This window comes from Mesorhizobium sp. P2_C7 (assembly GCF_056404515.1).
In genome coordinates this window covers 511,574-531,572 of the sequence record NZ_JBFUDW010000001.1, presented here as the reverse complement: position 1 = coordinate 531,572, position 19,999 = coordinate 511,574, and the positions used below count along the sequence as shown (strand labels likewise).

Genomic DNA, 19,999 nt, shown 5'->3' with positions numbered 1-19,999 from the left:
TCTGAGGTTCGTCAGTTCCTTAGCCGGTAACCTGTCCTGAAGATCCAGGCGACGATCGCTATGCAGGCCAGCAGGAAGACGATCGTCATGCCGAGGCTGACGCCGACCGAGACATCGGACTTGCCGAAAAAGCTCCAGCGGAAGCCGCTGATCAAATAGACGACCGGGTTGAACAGCGTCACAGTGCGCCAGATGCCGGGCAGCATGTCGATCGAATAGAAGCTGCCGCCGAGGAAGGTGAGCGGCGTGATGATCAGCAGTGGCACCAGCTGCAATTGCTCGAAGCTCTTTGCCCAGATGCCGATGATGAAACCGAACAGGCTGAAGGTCACCGCCGTCAGCACCAGGAAGGCAACCATCCAGAACGGGTGCTGGATGGTCAGCGGGACGAACAGCGAGGCGGTGGCCAGGATGATCAGGCCAAGCAGGATCGACTTGGTCGCGGCACCGCCGACATAGGCGATGACGATCTCCAGATAGGACACCGGCGCCGACAGGAGCTCGTAGATCGAGCCGACGAATTTCGGGAAGTAGATGGCAAAGGAAGCGTTGGAGATCGACTGCGTCAGCAGCGACAGCATGATCAGCCCTGGCACGATGAAGGCGCCGTAGCTGATGCCGTCGATCTCGGTGATGCGCGAGCCGATGGCCGAGCCGAAGACGACGAAATAGAGCGACGTGGAGATGACCGGCGAGACGATGCTCTGCAGCACGGTGCGGAAGGCACGCGCCATTTCCATCCGGTAGATTGCCCATACCGCACGCAGGTTCATGGCTCTCTCCTCACCAGATTGACGAAGATCTCCTCGAGCGAACTGTTTTGCGTGTCGATGTCGCGGAACTGGATGCCGCCGGCCTCGAGATCGCGGATCAGCGAGGCGACGCCCGGCCGCTCGGCCTGGTTGTCATAGGTGTAGGTCAGCTGCCCGCCATCCGGCGACAGCTCCAGCGCATAGCGCGACAAGGTTTCGGGAATGACCGTCAGCGGGCTGCGCAGCTCCATCACCAGCCGCTTGCGGCCGAGCTTGTGCATCAGTTCGGCCTTGTTCTCGACCAGGATGATCTCGCCACGGTTGATGACGCCGACGCGGTCGGCCATCGCCTCGGCTTCCTCGATATAGTGGGTGGTGAGGATGATTGTGACGCCGTCCTCGCGCAGCCGGCGCACCATCGCCCACATGTCCTGGCGCAGTTCGACATCGACGCCGGCGGTCGGCTCGTCGAGGAACAGGACGCGCGGCTCATGCGACAGCGCCTTGGCGATCATTAGCCGGCGCTTCATCCCGCCCGACAGCGTAATCGCCTTGGCGTCCCTCTTTTCCCATAGCGACAGATCGCGCAGCACCTTCTCTACGAAGGCCGGATTGGCCGGCTTGCCGAACAGGCCACGGCTGTAATTGACAGTCGCCCAGACGCTCTCGAAGGCGTCGATGGTCAGTTCCTGCGGCACTAGGCCGATCAGGCTGCGCGCGGCGCGGTAGTCCCTGTTGATGTCGTGACCGTCGACGGTGACGGTGCCCGACGAACGATTGACGATGCCGCATACGATCGAGATCAGCGTCGTCTTGCCGGCGCCGTTGGGGCCGAGCAGCGCGAATATCTCGCCACGCTCGATGTCGAGGTTGACTTCCTTGAGCGCGGTGAAGCCGGTGGCGTAGGTCTTGGAGACCCCGGAAATGGACAGGATGGAGGGCATGGCTGGAAACGGCTGCCTGAAAGAGAGGTCCCCTGATATAGGCTGAATGCCGGTGCGTGCAACCGCAAGTCGACGCCGCTGCTGACAGTTCTCGACAATCGTTGCAGGCCGGCCAGTGCTGGCCGGCGGCGGTTGCAATCCGACACGGCTGCAGCACGCAAGCGTCATCTTGCCCGGGCGCTGCGGCGTTCCGCCTCGCGGCGGGACGCCGCTTTGACCGACAGGCGCGACGGGCTTATTCTTGCCACATTAGAAGCAGCCGGAGCCCACCATGGACCCGCTCATCCTGTCGCGCATGCAATTTGGCGCGAATATTTCGTTCCACATCCTGTTTCCGACGATCACCATTGCGCTTGGCTGGGTGCTGCTGTTCTTCAAGCTCCGCTACAATGCGACAAACGATTCCGCCTGGATGCGTGCCTATTTCACCTGGGTGAAGGTGTTCGCGTTGTCCTTCGCCATGGGCGTGGTGTCGGGCGTCACCATGAGCTTCCAGTTCGGCACCAACTGGCCGGGCTACATGGAAAAGGTCGGCAACATCGCCGGGCCGCTGCTGGCCTACGAGATCCTCACCGCCTTCTTCCTCGAAGCGGCCTTCCTCGGCATCATGCTGTTCGGCTTCCGTCGCGTCTCCAACCGCATCCACACGCTGGCGACGGTGCTGGTGGCAGGCGGCACGACCCTCTCGGCGTTCTGGATCATCGCGCTCAATTCCTGGATGCAGACGCCGGCCGGCTTCGAGATACGCGATGGCGTCGCGCACGCCGTCGACTGGTGGGCGATCGTCTTCAACCCGTCGATGCCCTACCGGCTGGCCCACATGCTGCTCGCCTCCGGCCTGACAGTGTCGTTCCTGATCGCCGGCCTGTCAGCGCTGCGCTATCTCTATGGCGACCGCTCGGAATCGATGTGGAAGGCGCTGCGCACCGGCGTCTTCACCGCGGCGATCCTGATCCCGATCCAGATCTTCGCCGGCGACCAGCACGGGCTGAACACGCTGGAGCATCAGCCGCAGAAGATCGCCGCCATGGAGGCCAACTGGAACACCGGCCCCAACGTGCCGCTGGTGCTCTTCGCCCTGCCCGACGAGGCGGCGAAGGAAAACAGGTTCGAGATCGCCATTCCCGACGGCGCCAGCCTGGTGCTGCGGCACCGCACCAGCGGCGTGGTGCCGGGGCTGAACGACTATCCAGGCAACCATCCGCCGGTCTTTCCAATCTTCTGGAGCTTCCGCATCATGGTCGGTACGGGACTGCTGATGCTTGCGGTTTCCTGGTCGGCCGCCTTCTTCCTCAAGCGCCGGCACAGCCTGCCGAAGCCGCTCGCCTTGCTGATGGTGCCGATGGCGCTGTCGGGCTGGCTGGCGACGCTGGCCGGCTGGTACACCACCGAGATCGGTCGCCAGCCTTGGCTGGTGACCGGCGTGCTGAAGACCGCCGACGCGGTCGGGCCGGTGGCGGGCAGCCATGTCGCGCTGACGCTGGCCATCTACCTCATCCTCTATGTGCTTTTGTTGATCGCCTATCTCGGCGTGCTGGTGCACCTGGCGCTGAAGGCGGCGAAGGACGGCGATGCATCGCCGCTGCCTGGGGTGATGAACGCAGCCCTGTCGCAGCCGGCGGCCGGCGAGTGAGGAGAAGACAATGACCTTCGACTGGCCAACCCTGCTGCCCCTGATCTTCGCCGGCCTGATGGGCCTCGCCATCCTGATCTACGTCATACTCGACGGCTTCGATCTCGGCATCGGCATCTTATTCGCCGCCGCCGAAGACACCGAGCGGGACACGATGGTCGCGGCCATCGGTCCGTTCTGGGACGCCAACGAGACCTGGCTGGTGCTGGCCGTCGGCCTGCTCCTGGTCGCCTTCCCGCTGGCGCATGGGGTCATCCTGACCGCGCTCTACATCCCAGTGTTCGTGCTCTTGATCGGGCTGATCCTGCGCGGCGTCGCCTTCGATTTTCGCGCCAAGGTGCCGAGCGGCAAGAAGCATCGCTGGAACCGTATTTTCTTCCTGGGTTCGGTCATCGCCTCGCTGGCGCAGGGCTATATGCTGGGCGTCTATGTGCTCGGCCTCGATGTCGGCCCGGGCGGCGTGGCGTTCGGCGTGCTGGTTGCGCTCTGCCTTGCTGCGGCTTACGCGGCGATGGGTGCCGCCTGGGTGATCTACAAGACCGAGGGCGAGCTGCAGAAGAAGGCCGTGCGCTGGTTGCGCACCGCCCTTGTGCTGACCGCGCTCGGCATGGCCGCGGTGTCGCTGGCAACGCCGTTCGCCAGCCCGCGCATCTTCGACAAATGGTTCGTCTTTCCCGCGATGCTCTATCTGTCGCCGCTGCCGATCCTGTCGGCACTGTTGTTCCTGTGGCTGTGGCGGCAGACCTTCCACCTGCCCAGGCCCGACGACCGCCATTCGCTGACGCCGTTCCTGACGCTGGCCGCCATCTTCGCGCTCGGCTTTGCAGGTCTTGCCTGGTCGTTCTACCCATTCGTGGTGCCCGACAGGCTGACCATCTGGCAGGCGGCTTCGGCGCCGGAAAGCCTGGCCATCATCCTGGCCGGCACGGTGGTCGTGCTGCCGGTCATCATCTTCTATTCGTTCTATGCCTACCGGGTGTTCGGCGGCAAGGCTACGGATTTGACCTACGACTGACGCCTTACCGGTCGCCAGTGGCCATCCTGCAGATCAAGCAGGTGCGGTGCTTCAGATCAGCCCTGAGTCGCGTGCCGCAGCCGTCGCTTCGCCACGGGAGATGGCGTCCAGTTTTCCCAGAACCGCCGAGACGTGGTGGTCGACCGTCTTCGGCGAAATGGCGAGGTGGTCGGCAATCCGCTTGTTGGAGAAGCCGCGCTCGATCAGTTGCAGCACTTCCATCTGGCGCAGGGTCAGCCCGGCGCTGTTTGCGCGCGTGGTGCGGCGCGGTCCCCGCGTGATGTGATTGACACCGTTTCGCCGCATGAGGTCGCGCACGTGCTGGGCGACCGGCCTGGCGCCGAGGTTTTCGAATATCTCGAGCGCCGAGCGCTGCGCCGCCTCATCGCCCTGAACCAGGGCAAGCCCACGTTCGAAGGGAGCGTCCATCGCGGCCCACAAATCCGCCGCCCCTTGCCAGTCGCCTTCCAGAAGCATCCGGTAGGGCGCGGCCATGCCCGACGTGTCGCCGGGGCCAATCGCCGGCACCAGCAAACGCCGCCAGCTGGCCAGTTCGGCAAAGACCGCAGGCTTCGGTGAAAGGCTTTCGGCAAGGTCTATCAGCCGCAGCGCCTCGTCCTCTTCCGCCTCGCCCAGCCATGCCTGTTCGGCGACGACCGCCGCATAGGGCAGCAGCCTCTGCAGCTCAGCACCCTTTTCGAGAAACCGCTTCATTTCCGCCAGAAGCGGCTCGGCTGAAGGATCGCCGCGGCGCAGGCGCAATTTCGCCAGAGCCACCAAGGCGGGATAGCGCACCAACGCGGCTGCGCGGTCGTTGGTGACGACTTCCAGCGCTTCGGCAGCCGCCTCGTCCCATCGTCCGTAACGCAGCAGCAACTGCGCCCGCACGCCGCGCATGTAGTCACGCCAGGTCGCGAGGTCGTTCTCGACGCAATAGTCGATGCCGCGATCGAGAAAGGACTGAGCCTGATTGTAGTCCAACTGGTTCATTTCACTGCAGGCGCAATTGGTGAAGGCACGCGCCACGTGTTCCTGGAAATTCTGCTCGAGCGCGATTTCGAGACTGCGGGCAAGGTGCAGCCGCGCGCTGGACAGGTCCAGCCATTGTTCGGCAGCGCCGACATTGTTGAGCGCGTGGCAGACGATGTCCGGCCGATCCACCTGTTCGGCGAGCCTGATCGCCTTGTCGCCCAACGACAATGTCTCGTCGAGCCTTTCGGCCAGCATCGCCAGTTGCGAGAGATTGGAATAGGCCATGGCCAGTTCCGGCCCGGCCGGTGCGGTCTCCAGCAACGCGACCGCCTGAGCGCCGAACAGATCGGCGGCCTCACGGTCGCCCATCAGATAGGCGAAACGCGACAGGCATCTGAGGCTGTCGCCTTCCTTCAGCGTATTGCCCAGGGCGCGCTGCAGCGCGCGCGCCTGCTGCTGGGCCTCGATGGCCTCGGCGATCCGGCCGATCAGGTGGCATTCGAAGGCATAGTTCTCGTAGAGGCCGGCGCGCTCTTCCATGGGCAGGCCGTCAGCCTGTCGCAAGGCGACTTCGTAGTAGCCGGCAGCATCGCGATGCGCGCCGATGCGGGAAGCCTCCCGGGCGGCGACCGGCGCCAGTTCGCGCACCGCCTCCAGATTGTGCGCCTCCACCGCGTGGTGCACCAAACGCGCGGTGGCAATGTCGCCCTTTTCGAGCATCGCTGTCAGGGCGCGCTGGTTGAACTCTCTTCTGTGGCTTGTCGTCAGCATCGTCTCGATGGCGCGGCGGGCGATGTCGTGCCGGAAGGCATAGCCGTCGCCCAGATCGTCCAGCAGGCCATTCGAGACGCATTCCGCAAGCTGGCCGGCACTGGCCACGCCGCACAGGCCCTGCAAGGCCCAGGCGTCGGCCCGTCTTGGGAACACCGACACCGCGTCGAGCATCGAGCGGGCGCCGGCCGACAGGCTTTCGGCGCGCGCCAGCACCGCATCGCGCACGCTGGCCGGCAACGCCGTTTCATTTTCGGCGCTCAACAGTTCGGTGACGAAAAAGGCGTTGCCAGCTGTGGCCCGGTAGATGGCATCGCCGTCGCGGCCGGCCGCATTGGCGAGCGACAGCACCGCTGCCTCGCTCAAAAGCGGCACGTCGATGCGCGCGACGCTGCCCGACGGGATTTCGCCCAGCGCGCGGCGTACGCGCATCTGCCCCTCGCTGCGATCGGTACGCGCCGTCACCAGCAGCAGGATATGGGTGTTGGCAATGCGGCGGCCGAGAAAGCGGACGAAGTCGAGTGTCGCGTCATCGGCCCAGTGCAGGTCCTCGATCACCAGCAGCGTTGCGCCCGTCCTCGCCTCGAAGACATCCAGCGCGTCGGAAAACAGCGGCAGCCGCTGTCCCTGCCGGGCGTCGACCGCCTGCGGCATCGCCCATTGTGCCTCGCGCGCAAGATCGTAAAGCGGCCCGAGCGGATCGGGGATCGACAGGTCCTCGCAAGCGCTGCGGAAGATGCGCGCCTCCTGGCCGGCACCGCCGACGAACGCATCGACAAGCGTCGACTTGCCCGCACCCGCCTCGCCCGACAAAGCCGACACGCGACCACGGCCGCGCGCGGCTTCCGCCAGAAGGTTGTCCAGTTGCGCCAGCTGTGGCTGCCGTTCCAGAAGCATGGTCATTCGCTCATGGTGATCCCGGTTGCTGCCGCCCCACCCCAGCTCGACCGCCAGGATAGCCCGGGTCGGTATCTGCTTTGTGGCTCCAGCACTGAACGTCGTTAACATGGGGAATCGTCCCGCCAAACATAGGGAAAGGCTCCGATGCGCGTCCTTTGCGAGCGTGATCTTTGTCCAACCGCGCTCAAAATCGAGCGTGAAGCAGTGGAAAGGGAAGTCTCCCATGCCCCGTTACCTGATTGAACGTACATTTCCGGATGGCCTCAACGTGCCGATGAACGAAGCCGGCGCCGATGCGCTGGGCGGCGTCATCATGCGCAACGCGGAGAAAGGCGTGACCTGGGTGCAGTCGTTCGTGTCGCCCGACAAGAAGCACACCTTCTGCGTCTACGACGCGCCCTCGCCGGAGGCGATCCGCAGCACCGCCCAGATGAACTCGCTGCCGGTCGACAAGATCACGGAGGTGAGGGTTCTTGAACCCTACTTTTATCGCTGATGAAGATACGATCGCTCGAGGCGGCAATGGCGACATGCCGGCCGGTGTCGCGGCCATGGCAAACAGCGGCCGCGCGCCCTCCTTGCCCGGACGTCTATGGCGGATCGCGGTGGAGCTGCCCACGCAACTGCTGGGCAAGCGCCGCTTGCCACCGCAAAGCGACCATCTGAGGCACGATATCGGCTTGCCGGAGCGGCAGACGCGACGGGACTGGCGAGACTACGACCGGTGGGATCGCTGAAGACCCCGCCGCCCGCGGTCGACGCTGCAAGGTCGCTGGGACGGCGGAACTGCCAATCTCCCCCCTCGAGGGGGGAGATGCCCGGCAGGGCAGAGGGTGGCGCTGTCGYGCCCGACGCCTCTTCGGCAAAGCTGCCTCAGTTGCTGGCCGACAGCACCAGCACCGGCTTCTCGCTGTACAGCGCCGGGAACAGCTGCTTGAGGTTGGCAACCTTGGGCAGGTCGTTGTAGACGATGTAGGGATAGGTCGGGTTCAGGGTCAAAAAGTCCTGGTGGTAGTTCTCGGCCGGATAGAAGGTCTTGCCGGTTTCCAGCGTGGTGACGATCGGCTTGGGGAAGACCTTGGCCTGGTCGAGCTGGGCGATGTAGCTCTGCGCAATCTTCTTTTGCGCATCGTTTTCGGCAAAGATCGTCGAGCGGTACTGCGTGCCGCTATCGGGACCCTGGAAATTCAGCTGGGTAGGGTTGTGGGCGACCGAGAAATAGACCTGCAGCAGCTGGCCATAGGTTACAACAGACGGATCATAGGTAATCTCGACGGATTCGGCATGTCCGGTGCTGCCTGAGCCGACGGTCTCGTAGACGGCGGTGTCCTTGCTGCCGCCGGTGTAGCCGGAGACCGCCTTGCTGACGCCCTTGACGTGCTGGAAGACGCCTTGCACGCCCCAGAAGCAGCCGCCGGCGAAGATCGCCTTCTCGCTGCCGCTGGCTGCCTTCTCGTCGATCGACGGCGGCGGGATGACCACCGCGTCCTCGGCGGAAACCGCCGGCGTCAGCCAGAAGGCGGCGCCCACGGCGGCAAGCGCCAACGCGGCGAGCGCGCTCCTGGCAAAATTCGACTGTCGTCTGGCGACTGGTTTTCGAATGTCGGTCATGGCTGAGCTCCTGTGACGTCCATCATGTGGAGTCTATTGGATAAAAGAGGATCATGCGACGGTGAGTTGCGGCCGAAGCCTCACTTTCACGTGCGTCCGGATCCGGTCCTGGTGTCGGGACCGGAGCCGGAAACAGCGTCAACCCTAGTTGGCCGGGGCCATGGCATCCGCCGCCGGCTTCATGGCGTCCGTTGCCGGCTTCATCGCATCGGTTGCCGGCTTCATGGCGTTGTCCGCGGGCTTCATGGCGTTCGTGCTCATCGCGTCGGGTGCCATGGCGTCGGCCGGTTTCATCGCGTCGGTCGCCGGCTTCATGGCGTTGACGGCGGGCTTCATGGCGTTGGTCGCGTCGTCGGCGCGGGCGATGCCGCCGGCAAACAGTGCCGTCGAGCACAAAGCGAGAGCCAGTGCCGGCAGCGTCATCCGGGAAAAGGTCGTCATGATGGTCTCCTTGGGTTGGGGATGATGGCGCACCTCTTTCGGTGGGCCGGGTTGTCGCGGCGCCGCTGCTGCGGCGTTGCGCGGGTCGTTGTCTGCGCATGATCCTTTCCGGGACCATGCGCAGGGGAAACATCAGTTGGTCGCGGCGGCCAGGATCGGTCCGCCGCCCGGCGACTGGACAAGCACCGCGGTGCTGAGCCCGCCTGAAGCGACCGGCACATTCAGCGCCGTCGCGTCACCGGTCCAGTTGCCGAGCTTCTCAAGCGAATGCACGACATTGGCGTGCGGCAAGGTGCGGCCGGTGTTTTCGCCGCGCGCCACCGGCACCTCGACGACACCCTTGGCATAGTGCACCACCCAGACATCGGCCCGGCCGCCCGGCGCCGAGCCGGCGCCGATGCTGACCTTGCCGCCGACGAGCGACAGCGACGGGCCGCTGGCGCGGTCGGTGCTCGAGATCAGCTGCTGGATTTCGCCCGGCGCCGCGCCGACGACATCAGCGCGGCCATTGACCACCACTTGGGGGGTGAACGGGCCGTCATGGCCAAGGGAGGGCTCGTAGGTGACCTGGCGCTGGGTGAATTCCTGGCGGCCGAATGTGTCCTTCCAGCCGAGATAGTCCCAGTAGGTGACGTTGAAGGACAGCGCCAGCACGTCCGGCTGGTCCTTGACCTTGATCAGATTGGCGTTGGCCGGCGGGCAGGACGAGCAGCCCTGGCTGGTGAACAGTTCGACCACGGTAAGCGGCTGGGCTTGCGCCGCACCTAGCGACGTGGCGAGCGCGAGCGCGCCGAGGCTGGACACGACGAGTGACTTGCAGGAACGCGACATCGGCTGGCTCCGTGGGTGACGGCGCCCCGATGCGCCGCTCATGTCCCCACTTCGCCGCCGGCCGAGGCTTTGTTACAGCGCTCACCGGTTTGTGATCGTTGTCGTTAGCGCCTTTGCGACGCTGGAGATCGGCAAAACCGGTCGCGGCAGCCGATCTCCACCCTCGTGGGGGAGATGTCCGGCAGGACAGAGGGGGGCGCCATAGAGCACCAACATAGGCGCGATCGACGGTGGCGCCGCGCGACAGTGTGCAATGATGGTCAGATCGCTCTGAGAAAAGTGAGGGCGGACATCGCCGACAATGACAAGGTCGGCGGGACAGCGCCCCCCTCTGGCCTGCCGGCCATCTCCCCCACGTGGGGGAGATTGGCAGCTTCACTGCGTCAGCAGCGTCTCGGAGGGCCGCTTGTTGAAGTCGCACTTGCCGGTGACGGTGTAGAAGAAGTCGGCATTGGAGGCTGGTGCCGGCACCGCATTGCCGCCGTCCTCCCAGGCCTGATAGCCCGGAATGCCGCAGGGCACGATGCTGAAGATGTCGACGTTCTGCCCGGTCGCGATCTCCGTCAGGCCGTTCGCGCTCACCCCATTGTAGAGCCGGTTGGAGGTGTTCGGATCGTTCGACATCAGCTTTGTCGGGTTGCCCGATGGCACGTCCATCTGCAGGTAGAGACCGCTCATCTGGCTGACATCGATCACCGCGCCGGAGCCAGTGGACGGATACATCGTATCGACACAGTAATATTTCGTGCCACTCGCATCGGTCTTGACCGACACCCCGTTCGGCGGATTGTTGCCGACGGAGCAGACCTGCTTCTGGACCATCGTGGTGACGTCCTGGCCGCCCGAATTGGTGATGGTGTTGACGGTGGTGGTGCCGTAGCCCTTGGGATCCTTGGTGTTGCCATAGGTATAGTTGATCGTCATCAGCGGTTTGGCCACCGTGGCACCGAATTGCGTGCCGTAGAGCGTCATCGTCTTGTTCCAGTAACCTGACACCCCGGTTACCTTGAAGGTGGTCTGCACCAGCGCCGGCGACTTGCTCACCGCCGACGCGACGGCGACCGGCACAGTGTTGATCCTGGCGATCTGCATGAAAACGGTCGGCATCGAGTAATTTGCCGTGGCCTGCGCGGTGGCGGTGCCGTCAGTGCCGACCACGAAACTGTTCAGCGTCGCGGTGGCCCCCGTCGGTGCACCATTGGCGGCGAAGGAATCCTGCAACACCACCTGGCGCTGCGCCAGCGTCGAGGTCGTCGCCATCGTGGTGATCGACAGGATGCCGGCATCGAGCGCCGACTGCATGTCCGACCTGGTCTGGACCGCCGAGGTGTAGTCGACCGAGAAGCCGATGGCGGCAATAATCGGCATCATGGCGAAGATGAGGATCGGCGTGAACGAGCCGCTCCTCGACCTGACAAACCTGCCTGCTAACCCCCGCATGTCGTGATCCTTACAAACGAATATCTCCACGGGCTAACATGGCAGTCACGAATATTGCTCTAACGCACTTGGTTAAAATTTATCGACTTTCCGCGACATCCCCCGATAAAGCCGACAAGTTCCCGCGCCCCGGCATCGGCACTGCCGCTTGCCCGCCAGCGGTACGGCGCTTGCCCGGTGGCGGTACAGCGCTTGCCGCAGCAACAAGCCCCTGCTAAAGCGCCCGCCATGAGCACGCCCCTCGACCACATCCGAAATTTCTCCATCGTCGCCCATATCGACCATGGCAAATCCACGCTTGCCGACAGGCTGATCCAGCTGACCGGCGGGCTGGAGCTGCGCGACATGAAGGAACAGGTGCTGGACTCGATGGACATAGAGCGCGAGCGCGGCATCACCATCAAGGCGCAGACCGTGCGGCTGAAATACCGCGCCAACAATGGCGAGGACTATATCCTCAACCTGATCGACACGCCCGGCCATGTCGACTTCGCTTATGAAGTGTCGCGCTCGCTCGCCGCCTGCGAGGGCTCGCTGCTGGTGGTCGACGCCTCGCAGGGCGTCGAGGCGCAGACGCTGGCCAATGTCTACCAGGCGATCGACAACAACCACGAGATCGTCGTGGTGCTGAACAAGGTCGACCTGCCGGCCGCCGAGCCCGAGCGCATCCGCGAGCAGGTCGAGGAGGTGATCGGCATCGACGCTTCCAACGCCGTGCTGATCTCGGCCAAGACCGGGCTTGGCATTCCCGATGTGCTGGAAGCGATCGTCCACCAATTGCCGCCGCCGCGCGAGGGCGACGCCACGGCTCCCTTGAAGGCGATGCTGGTCGACAGCTGGTACGACGCCTATCTCGGCGTCATCGTGCTGGTGCGCATCATCGACGGCGTGCTGAAGAAGGGCCAGACCATCCGCATGATGGGCACCGGCGCCAAATACCTGGTCGAGCGCACCGGCGTGTTCACGCCCGCCCGCATCAATGTCGACGAGCTCGGCCCCGGCGAGTTCGGCTTCTTCACCGGCTCGATCAAGGAAGTGGCCGACACCCGCGTCGGCGACACCATCACCGAAGACAAGCGCGCCACCGCCAAAGCGCTGCCCGGCTTCAAGCCGGCGCAGCCGGTGGTGTTCTGCGGCCTGTTCCCGGTCGACGCCGCCGATTTCGAGGATCTGCGCGCCGCGGTCGGCAAACTGCGCCTCAACGACGCTTCCTTCTCCTATGAAATGGAAACGAGTGCGGCGCTCGGCTTCGGCTACCGCTGCGGCTTCCTTGGCCTGTTGCATCTGGAAATCATCCAGGAGCGGCTCGAGCGCGAGTTCAACCTCGACCTGATCGCCACCGCGCCCAGCGTCGTCTACCGGCTGCTGCTGACCGACGGCTCGATGAAGGAACTGCACAACCCGGCCGACATGCCCGACGTGGTCAAAATCTCGGCCATCGAGGAGCCGTGGATCCGCGCCACCATCCTGACGCCCGACGACTATCTCGGCGGCATCCTGAAACTCTGCCAGGACCGGCGCGGCATCCAGGCCGACCTGTCCTATGTCGGCAAGCGCGCCATGCTGACCTACGATCTGCCGCTCAACGAAGTCGTCTTCGATTTCTACGACCGGCTGAAGTCGATCTCCAAGGGTTATGCCTCGTTCGACTACCACCTCACCGACTACAAAGAAGGCGACCTGGTGAAGATGTCGATCCTGGTCAATGAGGAGCCGGTCGACGCGCTGTCGATGCTGGTGCACCGCACGGCGGCGGAAAAGCGCGGAAGGCAGATGTGCGAGAAGCTCAAGGAGCTGATCCCGCACCATCTGTTCAAGATTCCGATCCAGGCCGCCATCGGCGGCAAGGTCATCGCCCGCGAAACCATCTCGGCGCTGCGCAAGGACGTGACCGCCAAATGCTACGGCGGCGACGTCTCGCGCAAGCGCAAGCTGCTGGACAAGCAGAAAGAGGGCAAGAAGCGGATGCGCCAGTTCGGCAAGGTGGATATCCCGCAGGAGGCGTTTATCCAGGCACTGAAGATGGGGGACTGAGAAGCCGGTCGCCTATCTGCTGACAGACCTAGTGAAGCTAGTTACGGATGTCTTCAAATCTCCGCAAGCTCGCAGCCATTTCAGGATCAAGTATGATCTCTGTCCCAGAACGGATTGGTGGCGCTCGGCTGTGTCGGCTTCGGCTGTTCATGACGTGCGGGGCGTTTGACCGCAGCTTTCAGGTGGTGCTGGACGCACACGGCTTTCCCGATCATCGCGCGGACGACACCCAGTTCCCGCAATAACAAATGATGCCAGGGAAGGTTGGTTCGAGTCCGCACCAACCCTGAGTTGGTTGATCCTGCAGCGCCGGAGCGGTAGAAAAATCGGGCGGCGGACCTTAATCAGTTCGCCAGTGGCCGGCGCGGGCTCAGGCAGCTGCCCTCACCGGCATTCGCGCCGGCCATTTTGCCCCGCCGCTGGATCGCCAGAGGCAGACGGCAACCTCTCGACACTCTGCTTCGCTTTCGGACAGCTCCCTTTGAGAATGCACCGCGTAGGCGTATCCTCCGCACGGCTTGGGGGAGACATAAAAATGCGTTCCAATCTGGACACCGTCGCCGCGATCGGCCTCGCCATCGGTGGCGCCCTGGGAATGGCCGGCACCTTCGTCGCGAGCGACGCGCTGCGCGAAACGCTGTGGGCGATCGACGGCACAGCACTGGTGGTGGCGACCGCGCTGCTGACGATGAAGTATCAGCGGCTGGGCAATGACTGCGTCGCGGCCGGGTTCCTCACCTTCCTCGCCGGCGAGAGCCTGCTGCTGGCCGGCAATGCGGCGGGCCTGCAGGCCAGCGTTCCCTCCTATGCCGGCGGCATCTCGCTTTGGGCGGCGGGGCTTGTCATGGTCAGCGCAGCGAACACTTTTGCGATCTGGATGCGGCTGACCGCTGTCGTGGCTGCCGCCCTGTTTGTCGCCTCGGCGGGCATGATCCTGTGGGGCGCGCCCTTGCTGCCGACCTCGTCGCCGCTGCCCGCCGCCGGCTATCCGTTCCTGGTGCTGACCTTCATCGGGTGGATCTGGACCTTGGTGAGGCCTGGGCGGTGAGCGGCGTGCCGCGCTGTTGATGTATCGCCAAGCTGGAACACCCTCACCCGTCTTGCCGCTTTGCGGCAATCCACCTTCTCCCACTGGGGGAGAAGGGAAGATCAGCGGTAGCGCCGCCCCTCATCTGGCTGCGGCTCTCTCAGGCTTGGGTTCCTCGCCCCACGAAGTGGGGAGAGGTGGCCCGGCGAAGCCGGGACGGAGAGGGGACTGCGCCGAGTCTGGGAGGGTTGCTTCAAAGGGTTCCTTATAGGCTTCCTGTCGTGCCAGTCAGCCCTCTGTCCTCGACGCGACTTTGACTTCGCGGATGTCGCCCCCTCTCCGTCCCGGCTTCGCCGGGCCACCTCTCCCCCGTTTCACGGGGGCGAGGAACCAAGGACGGCTACCGCTCAGCTTTCGATCCACACCTTCTCAAAGTGCTGCTCGAGTGCCTGGTGCTGTTCGCAGCCTTCGATGCCTTTGCGGTAGGTGCGGTAGACCGAGCGCCAGTAGGGCTGGATGATGATGCCGGACTCGCGCAGGTTCTGCTCGATCTTGGCCATGATCTCCTTGCGCGCCTTGGCGTCGGGCATCGCCAGCGCCTTGTCGAGCAGCGTGTCGAACTCCGGATTGGCGTAGGCGCTTTCGTTCCAGGCGGCGCCGGATTTGTAGGCCAGCGCCAGCACCTGGACGCCGAGCGGGCGGCCGAGCCATTCGGTGCAGGAGAAGGGATATTTGCTCCAGTCGTTCCAGAAGGTGGCGGCCGGCAGCACGGTGCGCTTGATCTTCAGGCCGGCCTCGCGCATCTGCGCGGCGATCGCGTCGCCGGTGCTCTTTTGCCATTCGACATCGACGGAGATGAGGTCGAACTCGTGGTCGGCCTTGCCGGCCTCGGCGAGCAGTTTCTTTGACCCCTCCACGTCGCGCTTGGCCGGGCCGATATCGGCATATTCGGGGTGCATGGGGCCGACATGATGGTTGTCGGCGGGCTTGCCGCGGCCGTCGAGGCCGAGCTTCAGCACGGCGGAATTGTCGACTGCGAGCTGGGCGGCGCGGCGCACTTTGGCGTCGTCATAGGGCGCGTTGCCGACATTGAAGCGGGCGACGATGGTGGAGCCGGTGGCGATCTCGGAATTCTTCAGCCCCATCTTGTCGGTCTGCGAGACGGCATCGGAGGCGGTCTCGTGGTCGGTGTCGATCTCGCCGGATTCGAAGGCCGACAGCATGGCGTTGGGGTCGGAGCCGTAGTCGACCCATTTGATACCGTCCAGGTAGAATTCGCCCTTCCACCACGGCTTCTCCTTGCGCTTCACCTCGGCGCCGGTCTCAGCATTCCAGCTGACCAGCTCGCACGGGCCGGTGGTGATGGCGAGCGCCTTCAGCGGGTCGCCGTCGCCCCCATAGGAGCGGTGCATGATCAGCGCCGGATAGTCGGCCATGCCGGCGATCAGCGAAATGTCGGGTTTGGGCAGATTGAGCTTTATGGTGAAGTCGTCGACCCTCTGGATGCCGCCATCGACCAGCTTCTTGGTGTCGGCATTGACCAGCGCGCCCATGCGCGCGGCGACCGAATTGCCGGCTACCGAGGCATCGCACCAGCGGGTGAGGTTGTGGATGACATCATCGGCGTTGAAGGCATCGCCGTTCGACCAAGAAATGCCCTTGCGCACATGCAGGGTGAGCGTCCTGGCGTCGTCGCTCGCCTCCCAGCTTTCGAGCAGCCAGGGCTCGAAGGAGAAGTCGGTGTTCCAGCGCACCAGATATTCGTTGCAGTGACGGGCGACGTTGGACATTTCGACGCCGTCGAAGGTGCGCGGGTCCTTGAACCCCTTGACGTTCATGGCGACGCGCAAGGTGCCGCCGCGCTTGGGCTCGGCGGCGCGGGCGGGCGTCGAGGCAAGGCCGCCCAGCGCCAGCGCGCCGGCGGCGCTGGCGCCGAGGCCGGCCATCACTGCGAGATATTCGCGGCGGTTGATGCCGCCCGTCCTGAAATCGTCGGCGACGGGCTTTGCCCGGGGGTGCAGTTTCCGGTCGGTCAGCATGAATTTCATCGTCGTTCCCTCTTGTTGGGCGCCCCGGCCGGTCGACAGACGCGGGGGCGGACGCGACCGCCGGGGCGCCATTGCCTGAGGGATGATAAGGCGGGGTGACGTAGCGGAGTGTTCGGTTTTCCGCAGTGATTGTGCGGTGCTCCGCAGTTCCAGCTTGGGTTCCTCGCCCCCGCAAAGCGGGGGAGAGGTGGCCGCGAAGCGGCCGGAGAGGGGGCTCTCATAGGGCGGTCCCCTCTCCGTCTCGGCTTCGCCGAGCCACCTCTCCCCACTTTCGTGGGGCGAGGAACCCAAGCCTTGAAAAGTCAATACGGCCACTCGCCCCGGCCCAGCGCAGCAACCGCCGCGATGATCCGCGCAAACGCCTCGGCCGCCGCCGGCACCGTGTTCCGGGCGCGCAGGAAGCTGTGCACGAGGCGGGGCTCCTCGCGCCAGAACGCCTTGCCGCCGGCGGCCAGGATGCGGTCGCGGTAGGCCTCGCCATCCGACGACAGCGGGTCGCATTCGGCTGACACGATCACTGTCGGCGGGAGGCCGGAGAAATCGCGGCCGCGCAGCGGCGAGAAGGTTGGGTCGTCCGGTGATTGTGCCTTGGTCGAGCGGACGTCGCGGTAGAAGGCGATGTCGTGCAGCGACAGCAGCGGCGCGTCGGCGTGCTTGACATAGGAGCCCGCACCTTCGTCGCCGCCGAGTTCGGGATAGATCAGCACCTGGCCGATCGCGGCGTGGCGGCGCGTCGCCCGCGCCACTGCCGCGGCGAGGTTGCCGCCGGCGCTTTCGCCGCACAGCGCGAGCGGCAGGCCGGTGGCCGCTGCCGCCCATTCGAAGGCTGTCATGGCATCGTCGAAGGCGGCGGGGTGAACATGCTCCGGCGCCAGCCGGTAGTCGACCGACAGCACGTCGAAGCCGGTGCCGGCGCAGATTTCGGCGCAGATGTCGTCATGGCTGTCGAGCCCACCGAGGATGAAGCCGCCGCCATGATAATAGACCACCATCGCCGCTGCCGCCTTGCCGGCAAGCTGGTAGCGGCGGACCGGGATGTCGCGGCCGGCGGCGGCGATCAGGCCGTCGCTGGCCTTGACCCCTGGCGGGCGGCCCGGGTGGAAGGCACGGCACATCCTGTCGTAGACGGCGCGCTGCTTGTCGATCGGCAGGCCGATGATCTCGGGCGGATACCAGGTGTTGACCGCGTCGATATAGGCCCACAAAGCCGGGTCGAGCCGGGTTTCGTATTTGCCGCGGCTGATGCTCGGTCCGGCTACTTTTTTGTGCATGTTGTTGTCCCAAAACCGCCGCACACTTTTGGGCGACATGCATTACAGCTCGGCGTAGAGCTCCGCCGCGTTTTCAAACGTGAAGCGCAGCGGCACCGAGCCTTCGACCTGCCAGGCGGTGACGCTTTCGCCCGCCAGCAGCCGGCATGCGCCTTCGGTATCGGTGACGGCGCCGCCATAGAGCCGGTTGGCGAGGTTGAGGATGCCAGTCTGGTGCATGGCGGCACTGCCACTGCCGCAGGCATCCTTGACCAAAAGCACGCGAAAACCCTTGGCGACGGCATCTTTCACGGTGGCGTCGATGCAGGCCTCGGTCCAGACGCCGGCAACGACCAGCCATTCGATGCCGACCGACTTGAGGTCGCGGGCCGCCGGCCCGGTGCGGAAGGCGCTGGCCTCGGCCTTGACCAGCAAGGCTTCGCCCTTGGCGGGCGCGACTTCACGGCAGATTTCGGTCAGCGGGTCGCTCTTGTCTGAAAAGGCCGACTTGCCGTCGGCACCGAGCGGATGAAACGGGCGATCCTGCTTGTCGAGATCGACGATGTAGGCCCAGTGATAGAGCGGCACATGATTCTGCCGCGCCGCCGCCTGCAGGCGCTGGACATTGGCGAGGATGCCAGCAAAGCCCTCGACCAGATAGCGGGGGTCCTGCCGGTGCTCCTCCTGCAGGTCGATGAACACCGCGGCCACCGTGCCACGCTTGAGGGCGATGGGGGTTTTCATGCGGTGCCTTCGTCATTCCAGGACGAAGCAGTCCAAGACTCTTTCACATGCCAGTGGGACAGCACCCCCCTCTGCCCTGCCGGGCATCTCCCCCGCAAGGGGGGAGATCGGCCGTCGCGAATACCTTCGCCAATCGCCAGAGTTGCAGGAAACAGCGCTGCCGGCGACGCTGCCAATCTCCCCCCTTGCGGGGGAGATGTCCGGCAGGACAGAGGGGGGTGGGAGGGAATGATGCGCTCGTTGCGAGCGTTGTATGCCAGCATCAAACCTGCTTCTCCAGAAACTCATCCTCATACGGAAAACGCGACAGGAGTTCGGTGCCAATGTCGGTGATCAGGATCTCGTCCTCCAGCTTGACGCCCTCGCGGCCGCCCTTCTCGCCGATATAGCTTTCGACGCTCACCACCATGCCTGGCACGATATGGCCGTCGCGGCCATAGGTCTCGTAGTCCATGGCGTGGGCGATGAACGGCGTTTCGCCATGCATGCCGACGCCGTGCATGACCGAGGTGTAGCGCTGGTCGACGAAGCGGTCGGGGATCTTCCAGGCCTTTTCGGCGATCTCGCGGAAGGCCATGCCAGGCTTGACGATGCCGATGTTGTGCTGAACCTGGTCATGGGCCATGCGGTAGAGCGATTTCTGGTAGGGCGTCGGCTTGCCCGGCCCGCAGCGGAAGGTGCGGGAGAAGTCGGAATAATAGCCGTAGCAGCCAATGGTGTCGGTATCGAGCGCCAACAATTCGCCGGGCCGGATCTTGCGGCCGCTGGCCTCGTTGAACCACGGGTTGGTGCGCTGGCCGGAGGTCAACAGCCGGGTCTCGATGAACTCACCGCCCTGGCGGATGACCTCGCCATACATGATGGCGAACAGGTCGTTTTCCGACACGCCGGGCTTGATCGCCTCGCGCACGGCATAGACGGCGGCCTCGGCGCCGGCCATCGACACCTGCAGGCATTTGACTTCCTCGGGCGTCTTGACCGCGCGCACGGCGAGGATTTCGCCCTGGCAATCCCGGACCTCGCAGCCGCGCTTTTCCAAGGCGAGGGCCTGCAGATGGCTGCAGCGGTCGAGGCCGAGCTTCATCGAGCCGCCACCATGCAGCTTCAACAGCTCGGCGATCTCGTCGGCGAAGGGGCCTGATGTCTCGTCGTCGCGGCCGGAGACCGACGACCAGACCAGCTTGGAAGGACGCGCCTCGTCGATCGTGTCGAGCACCATCGAGACATGGTAGCTCTGCGGGTATTCGAACAGCACGATCGGCCCGACGGTAGGGATGAAGAAATAGCGGGTCGAGTTGCGCAGGAAATAGCCGAACATGTTGCGCGAGCCGGTGGCGTAGCGCTGGTTGTAGGGGTCGAACAGCACGACGCCGCCATAGCCGGCCTCGCGCATCCAGCCGCGCAGCTTTGCCAGCCGGCCTTTTCGCAAAGCATCCGCATCGATGAAGGACGGCTCGGTGTCGGACAGCCACATGCCGCCGGCCGGATCGGCCGCCGCGGGGTGGCGCATGCGATCCTTGAAGTCGACGTCCTGCGTGCTGTCGGGGTCGAAAACGACGATGCTCATGGGTGTGCGGCCTTGGCTG

The 19,999-nt window shown here is 64.7% G+C and carries 17 protein-coding genes; 6 read left to right on the top strand and 11 right to left on the bottom strand.

Annotated features, from left to right (window positions below):
* Nucleotides 1–11: 11 nt before the first annotated feature.
* Both AC1D2G_RS02545 and AC1D2G_RS02540 read right to left on the bottom strand, forming a co-directional pair.
* Nucleotides 12–773 (bottom strand): ABC transporter permease, encoded by a 762-nt coding sequence (locus tag AC1D2G_RS02545; protein WP_477411778.1) that lies wholly within the window; start codon nucleotides 771–773, stop codon nucleotides 12–14.
* Complete coding sequence (locus tag AC1D2G_RS02540) at nucleotides 770–1,696, bottom strand: ABC transporter ATP-binding protein (protein WP_477411776.1); 927 nt, start codon at nucleotides 1,694–1,696, stop codon at nucleotides 770–772. The genes AC1D2G_RS02545 and AC1D2G_RS02540 overlap by 4 nt, the downstream gene beginning before the upstream one ends.
* Nucleotides 1,697–1,967: 271 nt before the next feature.
* Here AC1D2G_RS02540 and AC1D2G_RS02535 point away from each other — a divergent pair, with 271 nt between their 5' ends.
* Both AC1D2G_RS02535 and AC1D2G_RS02530 read left to right on the top strand, forming a co-directional pair.
* Nucleotides 1,968–3,329 carry a cytochrome ubiquinol oxidase subunit I gene (locus AC1D2G_RS02535; RefSeq protein WP_477411774.1) on the top strand — a complete coding sequence of 454 codons (1,362 nt, stop codon included), beginning with the start codon at nucleotides 1,968–1,970 and terminating at the stop codon, nucleotides 3,327–3,329.
* A 10-nt stretch (nucleotides 3,330–3,339) separates the two neighbouring features.
* A complete protein-coding gene (locus AC1D2G_RS02530; protein WP_477411772.1) occupies nucleotides 3,340–4,344 on the top strand; it encodes a cytochrome d ubiquinol oxidase subunit II in 1,005 nt (334 codons plus the stop codon).
* 51 nt (nucleotides 4,345–4,395) lie between these two features.
* Here AC1D2G_RS02530 and AC1D2G_RS02525 read toward each other — a convergent pair whose 3' ends face one another.
* A complete protein-coding gene (locus tag AC1D2G_RS02525) occupies nucleotides 4,396–6,990 on the bottom strand; it encodes an ATP-binding protein (RefSeq protein ID WP_477411770.1) in 2,595 nt (864 codons plus the stop codon).
* 220 nt (nucleotides 6,991–7,210) lie between these two features.
* Here AC1D2G_RS02525 and AC1D2G_RS02520 point away from each other — a divergent pair, with 220 nt between their 5' ends.
* Nucleotides 7,211–7,483, top strand: coding sequence for a DUF4242 domain-containing protein (locus AC1D2G_RS02520; protein WP_095083851.1), 273 nt, complete (start codon nucleotides 7,211–7,213; stop codon nucleotides 7,481–7,483).
* On the top strand, nucleotides 7,461–7,724 hold the full coding sequence (locus tag AC1D2G_RS02515; protein ID WP_477411768.1) for a hypothetical protein: 264 nt from the start codon (nucleotides 7,461–7,463) through the stop codon (nucleotides 7,722–7,724). The genes AC1D2G_RS02520 and AC1D2G_RS02515 overlap by 23 nt, the downstream gene beginning before the upstream one ends.
* A 136-nt stretch (nucleotides 7,725–7,860) precedes the next feature.
* On the opposite strand, the gene msrA is transcribed toward AC1D2G_RS02515, so the two are convergent.
* From msrA to AC1D2G_RS02495, 4 genes are all read right to left on the bottom strand, one after another.
* Nucleotides 7,861–8,598: a peptide-methionine (S)-S-oxide reductase MsrA gene (gene msrA / locus AC1D2G_RS02510; protein ID WP_477411766.1), complete on the bottom strand. Its 738-nt coding sequence runs from the start codon at nucleotides 8,596–8,598 to the stop codon at nucleotides 7,861–7,863.
* 144 nt (nucleotides 8,599–8,742) lie between these two features.
* Nucleotides 8,743–9,039: a hypothetical protein gene (locus AC1D2G_RS02505; RefSeq protein WP_477411764.1), complete on the bottom strand. Its 297-nt coding sequence runs from the start codon at nucleotides 9,037–9,039 to the stop codon at nucleotides 8,743–8,745.
* 132 nt (nucleotides 9,040–9,171) lie between these two features.
* Nucleotides 9,172–9,870: a DUF1223 domain-containing protein gene (locus AC1D2G_RS02500; protein WP_477411762.1), complete on the bottom strand. Its 699-nt coding sequence runs from the start codon at nucleotides 9,868–9,870 to the stop codon at nucleotides 9,172–9,174.
* Nucleotides 9,871–10,245: 375 nt separating this feature from the next.
* A complete protein-coding gene (locus tag AC1D2G_RS02495; protein WP_095083855.1) occupies nucleotides 10,246–11,310 on the bottom strand; it encodes a TadE/TadG family type IV pilus assembly protein in 1,065 nt (354 codons plus the stop codon).
* Nucleotides 11,311–11,538: 228 nt separating this feature from the next.
* Here AC1D2G_RS02495 and lepA point away from each other — a divergent pair, with 228 nt between their 5' ends.
* Both lepA and AC1D2G_RS02485 read left to right on the top strand, forming a co-directional pair.
* Nucleotides 11,539–13,344 (top strand): translation elongation factor 4, encoded by a 1,806-nt coding sequence (lepA, locus tag AC1D2G_RS02490; protein ID WP_477224817.1) that lies wholly within the window; start codon nucleotides 11,539–11,541, stop codon nucleotides 13,342–13,344.
* A 535-nt stretch (nucleotides 13,345–13,879) separates the two neighbouring features.
* Entirely contained in the window at nucleotides 13,880–14,392 is a 513-nt protein-coding gene (locus AC1D2G_RS02485) for a hypothetical protein (protein WP_477411760.1), read from the top strand.
* A 386-nt stretch (nucleotides 14,393–14,778) separates the two neighbouring features.
* On the opposite strand, the gene AC1D2G_RS02480 is transcribed toward AC1D2G_RS02485, so the two are convergent.
* From AC1D2G_RS02480 to AC1D2G_RS02465, 4 genes are all read right to left on the bottom strand, one after another.
* Nucleotides 14,779–16,419 (bottom strand): ABC transporter substrate-binding protein, encoded by a 1,641-nt coding sequence (locus tag AC1D2G_RS02480; protein WP_477411758.1) that lies wholly within the window; start codon nucleotides 16,417–16,419, stop codon nucleotides 14,779–14,781.
* Nucleotides 16,420–16,721: 302 nt separating this feature from the next.
* Nucleotides 16,722–17,690 (bottom strand): alpha/beta hydrolase, encoded by a 969-nt coding sequence (locus AC1D2G_RS02475; RefSeq protein ID WP_477411757.1) that lies wholly within the window; start codon nucleotides 17,688–17,690, stop codon nucleotides 16,722–16,724.
* A gap of 42 nt (nucleotides 17,691–17,732) precedes the next feature.
* The gene (locus AC1D2G_RS02470) at nucleotides 17,733–18,413 is read right to left on the bottom strand and encodes an isochorismatase family protein (protein ID WP_477411756.1); all 681 of its coding nucleotides are present in this window, start codon (nucleotides 18,411–18,413) and stop codon (nucleotides 17,733–17,735) included.
* Nucleotides 18,414–18,675: 262 nt separating this feature from the next.
* Nucleotides 18,676–19,980, bottom strand: a complete 1,305-nt coding sequence (locus AC1D2G_RS02465) for a M24 family metallopeptidase (protein ID WP_477411755.1) — start codon at nucleotides 19,978–19,980, stop codon at nucleotides 18,676–18,678.
* Nucleotides 19,981–19,999 lie beyond the last annotated feature (19 nt).